At 63.8% G+C, this 6606-nt stretch carries 8 protein-coding genes; 4 read left to right on the top strand and 4 right to left on the bottom strand.

Annotated features, from left to right (window positions below):
* The 4 genes from B3H86_RS08835 to B3H86_RS08820 form a co-directional block, all read right to left on the bottom strand.
* Positions 1–895 (bottom strand): N-succinylarginine dihydrolase (locus tag B3H86_RS08835; protein ID WP_292053058.1); only part of this gene is annotated, 895 nt, incomplete at its 3' end.
* On the bottom strand, positions 895–2310 hold the full coding sequence (gene astD, locus B3H86_RS08830) for a succinylglutamate-semialdehyde dehydrogenase (protein WP_292053056.1): 1416 nt from the start codon (positions 2308–2310) through the stop codon (positions 895–897). The genes B3H86_RS08835 and astD, both read right to left, overlap by 1 nt.
* 9 nt (positions 2311–2319) lie before the next feature.
* Positions 2320–3327 carry an arginine N-succinyltransferase gene (locus B3H86_RS08825; protein WP_292053054.1) on the bottom strand — a complete coding sequence of 336 codons (1008 nt, stop codon included), beginning with the start codon at positions 3325–3327 and terminating at the stop codon, positions 2320–2322.
* A 3-nt stretch (positions 3328–3330) separates the two neighbouring features.
* Positions 3331–4581, bottom strand: a complete 1251-nt coding sequence (locus B3H86_RS08820) for a hydrolase (RefSeq protein WP_292053052.1) — start codon at positions 4579–4581, stop codon at positions 3331–3333.
* Positions 4582–4696: 115 nt separating this feature from the next.
* Between B3H86_RS08820 and B3H86_RS08815 the strand changes: the two genes are divergently transcribed.
* The 4 genes from B3H86_RS08815 to B3H86_RS08800 are packed head-to-tail and all read left to right on the top strand — an operon-like array spanning position 4697 to position 6576.
* Positions 4697–5140, top strand: coding sequence for a hypothetical protein (locus tag B3H86_RS08815; RefSeq protein WP_292053051.1), 444 nt, complete (start codon positions 4697–4699; stop codon positions 5138–5140).
* A 44-nt stretch (positions 5141–5184) separates the two neighbouring features.
* Complete coding sequence (locus B3H86_RS08810) at positions 5185–5691, top strand: hypothetical protein (RefSeq protein WP_292053049.1); 507 nt, start codon at positions 5185–5187, stop codon at positions 5689–5691.
* Between the two features lie 22 nt (positions 5692–5713).
* Positions 5714–6238 carry a hypothetical protein gene (locus B3H86_RS08805; protein WP_292053047.1) on the top strand — a complete coding sequence of 175 codons (525 nt, stop codon included), beginning with the start codon at positions 5714–5716 and terminating at the stop codon, positions 6236–6238.
* Positions 6235–6576 carry an arsenate reductase family protein gene (locus B3H86_RS08800; RefSeq protein ID WP_292053045.1) on the top strand — a complete coding sequence of 114 codons (342 nt, stop codon included), beginning with the start codon at positions 6235–6237 and terminating at the stop codon, positions 6574–6576. The genes B3H86_RS08805 and B3H86_RS08800 overlap by 4 nt, the downstream gene beginning before the upstream one ends.
* Positions 6577–6606 lie beyond the last annotated feature (30 nt).

Genomic DNA, 6606 nt, shown 5'->3' with positions numbered 1-6606 from the left:
CGGCCAGTGGCAGGTCGGCGGCGGAAACCTCGACGAACTTCGGCTCGAAGCCCTTGGCGGCGGCGCGGATGGCGGCCTTGGTGGCCTCAAGGTCTTCAAACGCCAGTTCGTGGAAGAAGAGGGTATCCAGCGCGCCCACACACACCACGTCATTGTGGAAGGTGCCGCCCGCGATGGCCTCGCGTCCCTGACGGGCCAGCACCACGTTCGAGGCGGTATGGCGGCGCATGATGGCCTCGCACGCCTCGCGGGTCTGGCGGGCGGGGAAGGGGCCATCCCACGCCTCGAACGCGTCGCGGCCCCAGACGAACAGGTTCACGCCCTCGCTGCCGTGGTCGGCGCACAGGCGGACATGGTTGGCCGCGCCCTCATCGGCCAAATGGCTGACAGGCGACAGGGCCGGATGGACGGCGAAATGGCTCGCGTCGGGGAAGAGGGCGGTCAGCGCCCTTTGCGTCTGCTCGTGTTCAAGGCTGCGGTGCAGGTTGGTGACCAGATTGGCGGGCGTGAAATGCACGCGGCCATCTTGGCTGTCTGCACTGGGGGTCACGGTCGCGGCATTGGCCGCCCACATGGGCGAGGCCGAACAGGCGGCGGCGGCAAAGCTCGGCGCGTCCTTCCATGCCCGCTCCAGCACCTGCGCGTCGTTACCTGTAAAGCCCAGAGAGCGCAGGAAGGGGATGTTCGGGCGTTCATGCGGGGGCAGGACGAACTGCGGCAGGCCGAGGTCGGCCAGCCGCTTCATCTTGTCCAGCCCCTGCAGGACTGCGGCACGCGGAGACGAAGCCTTCGCCTTGTTCAGGCTGGACGCCAGATTGCCCGGCGACAGACCCGCATAGGAGTGCGTCGGCCCGATCAATCCATCGGCATTGGCTTCGACCGCGTGTGGACCCATTACATCAAGCCCTTGATTTCACCGGTGATGTTCTTGACGCCGTCGGCTTCGAAACTGGCAACCGGATAGGCGCAGTAGTCGGCGGCGTAGTATGCGCTGGGGCGGTGGTTGCCGCTGGCACCGAGGCCGCCGAAGGGCATGTCGCCCGCCGCGCCGGTGGTCGGGCGGTTGAAGTTCACGACGCCCGCGCGGATGGTGGTGATGAAGCGGTCCCACAGCTTGGCATCATCGCTGATCAGGCCTGCCGACAGGCCGTAGCGGGTGGCGTTGGCGGCTTCCAGCGCGGCATCAAAGCTGTCCACGCGGATGACCGACAGGAAGGGCGCGAAGATTTCCTCGTCCGGCACGTCCACACCCGTCACATCGATGATGGCGGGTTTGACGAAGGCATCCGAAAGGCCATCGATCGGGCCGGAGGCGCGGATGACCTTGGCCCCCAGATCGATACGCTCCTGTAGGTCGGCCAGGGCCTTTTTCGCGGCGCGGGCGGAGATCAGCGGGCCGCCGTAAACCTCTTCATTGCCGTTCCACGCGCCATAACGCAGACGGTCCGACAGCTGGGTGACCGCCTCGACCACGGCATCACCCTGCGGGCCGTTCGGCACGATCAGGCGGCGCGCGCACGAGCAGCGCTGGCCCGAGGTGATGAAGGCCGACTGCACCACATGGGTGGCCGCAGCCTCTGCATCCGCCACGTCCCAGACGACCAGCGGATTGTTGCCGCCGAGTTCCAGCGCGAGGATCACGTGCGGATCATCGGCGAACTTCTTGCGGAAATGCGCGCCCGCCGCGCCCGAGCCGGTGAACATCAGGGCGTCGATCTTCTGGTCCAGCAGGGCCGCGCCGACGTCCTTGCCGCCTTGGACAATGTTGATCACGCCATCCGGCACGCCTGCTTCCAGCAGGCATTGCACCATCAGTTCGCCCGTCTTGGGGGCTTCTTCGGACGGCTTGAACACGACCGTGTCGCCCGCCAGCAGGGCCGGAACAATGTGACCGTTCGGCAGGTGGCCGGGGAAGTTGAACGGGCCAAGCACCGCCGCCACGCCATGCGGGCGGTGACGCAAGGTTGCGCGGCCAAAGGCGGTGTCGTTTGAACGCTCGCCCGTGCGCTCGTCATAGGCGCGGATAGAGATGTCCACCTTGCCCTGCATCGAGCCGACCTCGCCCTGCGTCTCCCACAGGGCCTTGCCGGTTTCACGGCTGATGGTCTCGGCGATCTCGGCGGCGCGTTCCTTCAGCTTAGCCTGATAGGCCTTCAGGATGGCCACGCGGTCCGCGCGTGGGCGCAGCGCCCAATCTTTCATGGCGGCGCGGGCCTTGGCAACAGCGTCTGCGACCTGCTGCGGGGTGCTCTCTGGGCCTTCCCAGACGACTTCGCCGGTGGTGGGATCGATGGACTGGAAAGTGGTCATGGGGGCAACTCAGACTTTGACGCGGACGGAATCGCCGGCTTTGACCTTCAGGGCCGCAGCGGCATCGGCGGTAATGGTGACGGTGTCGTCGTGGATATCGGCCTTCACACGTACGGCACGGAATTTGGACAGGCTGTTGGTGGAAATCAGGGCGGGCAAATCCGCCTGGATGTCGTGACCGATTGCGACCTTCAGCGCACGGGCGTCGCGCACCGTGCGGATGTTGTCGCGCCCGCAGGTGACAGTAGGACCGGCATCGAAAATATCGACCAGCCCGTTAGGGCGGAAACCCTCGGACTCGAGCAAGGCCATAGCCGGAATGCCTTGCGGGTGGACCTTGCCGATCACCGCGCGTGCCGGTTCGGGCAGCAGTTCGACATAGATGGGGTGGCGCGGTGACAGGTCGAGGATGAACTGTTTGTCGGTCGATCCGGTCATCCGGTCGGCATCGTCAAAATTCATCGGGAAGAATTTGTGCGCCACATGATCCCAGAACGGACAGGCCCCGTCAGGGGTAAACACACCGCGCAACTCGGCCAGAACCGTATCGGCAAACAGATCTGGCTCGGCACCGATCAGCATATAGCGCGACTGGGCCAGCAGGCGGCCCGCGCCACCGCGGCGGCGGTCGGCTTTGAGGAACAGAGAGCCGACCTCTGTCCACCCCGCGCACTCGTTCACCAGCACAAGGGTCTGATGGTTCAGTCGGACATTCAGCGACGGCGACTGGACGATATTGTTCACCAGACGGAAGGAGAAGAAGGGCCGTTTCAGGCCCACGGTCGCCTTGACCGAACCGATGCCGTCCACATCGCCCGTGTCGCCGTCCTCCAGCATCAGCGTGTACCACGCATCTTCCTTTGGCAGTTCGCCACGGAAGGACTTCTGGCTGATTTCCAGTCTCTCGCTCAATACATCCGGATCTTCGGGCAGGCTGGTAAAGCCCGGCCCGGACAGGATGGCCAGTTCCATCAGGTCGTCGAGGTCCGTCGGCATGGCGGGGCGAACAATCAGCATGACTTACAGGGTCTCCAGGCGAAGCTGTTTCAGCCGTTTCGCATCGATTTCGCCCGACGCGATCTTGCTGAGGATAAGGGCCGACAGGCGTGCGCGTTCCAAGAAACTGTCGGGCCACGCATATTCCTGATCGGAATGGATATCGCCGCCGATGACGCCCAGCGTATCGACATTGGGCAAACCGGCGGCGTGAAGGTTGTTGCCCTCACAGACACCGCCCGAAGGCTGCCAGCGGATGGACTGGCCCAGCAGGTCGCCCGCTGACTTCACCGCATTGAACAGGGCAGACTGGCTGGCATCCATCGGTTTGGGCGCGCGCGTCATCCCGCCGTGAAGGTGCAGGGCAATGCCGTCGAAAGGCGGCTCTGACGTGATCTCGCCGATGGCATCGACGACCCACGACGCCGACTGGGCATCGGGCACCCGCACGTTGAAACGCACCACGGCGTTGTCGGCCACGACGTTGAGCGGCGATCCGCCGTCGATCTTGGAGACATTGACGGTCACGCCCTCGCGCTGGCCGTTCAGGGCGTGCAGGCGGGTGGTGATGATGGCGGCGGCGGCGATGGCGTTCGCCCCCTCGTGGAAGGCGCGGCCTGCATGGGCGGCCTTGCCGCGGACGATCAGGTGATAGTTGCCGCTGCCCTTGCGCTCGCCCGCCAGCGTACCGTCGGGCAGGGAGGGTTCGTAGGTCAGTCCGATGTGCCCCCTGGCCCCCAGTTCGGCCAGCAGGGGGGCCGATCCGGGCGACCCTATCTCCTCGTCCGGCGACAGCAGGGCCGTCCAGCCCACATTGTCTTTCAGCGGATGGGCCTCGAACGCTTCGAGCGCGCCCAGCATCACGCTGATCCCGCCCTTCATATCGGCGATGCCCGGACCGTTCAGTGCACCATCTTCACGGGTGCGGATGGTCTGGAACGGGCTGTTCGCATCGAAGACCGTGTCATAGTGGCCGGTGGTGATGATCTGGATCGGCGCGTCGGGACGGCAGGTGATTTTTAGCGCGGGGGCATATTCCTGGGTGCTGACCGTGCCATCGGCGGCGACTGTTGTAGAGCTGGCGGTGCCCACACGCTCCATGTTTACCGGCAGGGGGGCAAAGGCGGCCTCTAGCTCGGTCAGCACAGCCATCAGGCCTTCGGTATTGCGGCTGCCCGAGTTCACCTTGACCCACCGAACGGCCCGTTCGATCAGTTCACCCGCACGCGGGGCAAGGGCAGAGAGGACGAGTTCATCGTTGGGGGTCAGCTCCATGTACCGACCCTAACCCTCCGGAGAACAAAGGTGAAGGAGCGACGATTTATGGCGTATCAGATGGGAATCTGTGACGTCTCGCGATAGGTTTTTTCTCCGTAAGCCGGAGTTACGCATGAACCGTCGTTTTCTATCCCCGTTGGCCCCCATCGAATCGCGCGAGGATGCCAAAGCGCTGCTGCGCGGGTCGGTCATCGCTTTCGGCCTGTGGGCGTGTGTGCTGCTTGCCCATGCAGGGGGTATCATGGCGGGCTTTGGCGATGTTGCCGCCGAAGAGCGGGGGGGCACAACGGCCTTGGCCTTTTGGCTGGCGGTGCTGGCCATGACATTGGCGTTTGTACAGTTACGCAAACCGAACCGGATTTTGCCCTTGGCCGGTATCACATGGTCGCTGTTCGAGCTGTCGTCCATTCTGGTCAGCCTGCTGGTGGGGGCACCATTGGCTCTTGGGGGCTTTCCGGCATGGACCGGTGTGATCACCGCTGTGGCGCTGGGGCTGTGTGGCTGGCTGCATATCGGCGGGCTACGCGGGGCTGCCCGCATATCGTCGTTTGCCTGAACTCATTCTGTGATCTAATCCCGCCATAGGGGATGCGGGGTGACATGAACGAGAGTGGGGCGAACAAGCCGGACCGCAGGAAATGGGCTGTCCTTCTGGCCAGGCTGTCTGTGGTGGGTCTGGCCTTGATGGGGGCCAAGACCGTGACCACCGTCGGTTGGATGCTGGCGCAGCCCGATTTCATGTCGCGGTTAATGGCCGGTCGTCACCACCGGGCCGGTTCTACAATACAGTTCTATGTTTCGGACTGGCTGTCCCTGGCCTTGATCGGCAGTGCGTTTTTGTCTGTCGGGATCTGTGTCCTGCTCGGGCGTTGGCAGTGGAGGCGCGCGGGTTGGGGGGTGCCGATGGTTCTGGCGCTTCTGTGCGCCATCGAACTGTGGAGCATCCGGGGCAGCTATCAAATCGAGGACGGGTTTGTTGTGGCCCTGGTCGACGGCTGGTTCTTGATGTCCGATATGTTGGCGGCGGCCCTATTGGGTATCTACGTAGCGGCCATTGTCGGCGGGCTTTGCAATAAACGGCTCGCCAAGCTGTCGGCGACCCTATAACCAAGCCTTATCGGAGGCGGGGTTGGCGGTGATCAAACAACTGTTCGGGCAGGTTCCATCATACCGGCAAGCGCGGATCATGGCGCGGCTGGCCTGTCTGGCCGTGACGGTGCGCGGCCTGTTCGCCGTCGTTGTATTCTTCGCGTTTCGGCCTACGCGGGATCAGGTCGTCAACCAGTTGCAGCGGATACGAGGGCCGGTGACCCTCGATGCGTCGGCTGTCGATACGGTGCTGTTCGATCGAGTCGCCGATGTGTTTGACTGGATCAGCGGTACGGTGACGGCGATCATTGTGCTGATCTGTATCGTACTGGGTGTCTGGCAATGGCACCGTCCGGGGCCGGTTATGCCGATTGTCGGTTTGGCCATCATGGCCGTCTCGATCGCGGCTGTCGCCACCTATATGATGGATGGCCACACACGCGATATTCTGCTCCAGCCGCAGAACATCGCCCTTATGGCCTTGAAGCCGTTCCTTGCGCTTCTACTGGTCACCGCCTATCGCGGGGGACGATATTGCCAACAGTATGAGAAGAAGCTGCCGTGACGGTTACCCTCTATCACAACCCCAAATGCTCGACCTCGCGTAAAGCTTTGGAGCTGCTTCAGGACAAGGGCCTCAGCCCTCAGGTCATCGAATATCTGAAGACCGGCTGGGATGCGGCCACTCTGGACCGGTTGGCCGCGTCTACGGGCAAGGGCCTGGGTGGCATGCTTCGTATGCGCGAGGAAGAGGCCAAGGCGCTGGTGGCGGCGGGCGCTTCGGATGATGAAATCCGCGCGGCCATGATCGCCAACCCTGTACTGGTGGAACGTCCTATTGTGGAAACCGCCAAGGGCGCACGGGTCGGCCGTCCGTTGGAGACGGTTCTCGAAGTTCTCTGATCCCAGAAAAAAGGCCGGGCTCTGTGCCCG

It is taken from the genome of Brevundimonas sp. UBA5866, assembly GCF_002432125.1.
Classification (GTDB): Bacteria; Pseudomonadota; Alphaproteobacteria; order Caulobacterales; family Caulobacteraceae; genus Brevundimonas.
The sequence above is the reverse complement of the archived record's forward strand: the minus strand, read 5'-3'. Positions and strand labels throughout refer to the sequence as shown.

Coding starts and splice junctions, on each gene's coding strand:
- B3H86_RS08820 (WP_292053052.1), bottom strand. CDS start 4,581: ATGGAGCTGACCCCCAACGATGAACTCGTCCTCTCTGCCCTTGCCCCG.
- B3H86_RS08815 (WP_292053051.1), top strand. CDS start 4,697: ATGAACCGTCGTTTTCTATCCCCGTTGGCCCCCATCGAATCGCGCGAG.
- astD (WP_292053056.1), bottom strand. CDS start 2,310: ATGACCACTTTCCAGTCCATCGATCCCACCACCGGCGAAGTCGTCTGG.
- B3H86_RS08810 (WP_292053049.1), top strand. CDS start 5,185: ATGAACGAGAGTGGGGCGAACAAGCCGGACCGCAGGAAATGGGCTGTC.
- B3H86_RS08825 (WP_292053054.1), bottom strand. CDS start 3,327: ATGCTGATTGTTCGCCCCGCCATGCCGACGGACCTCGACGACCTGATG.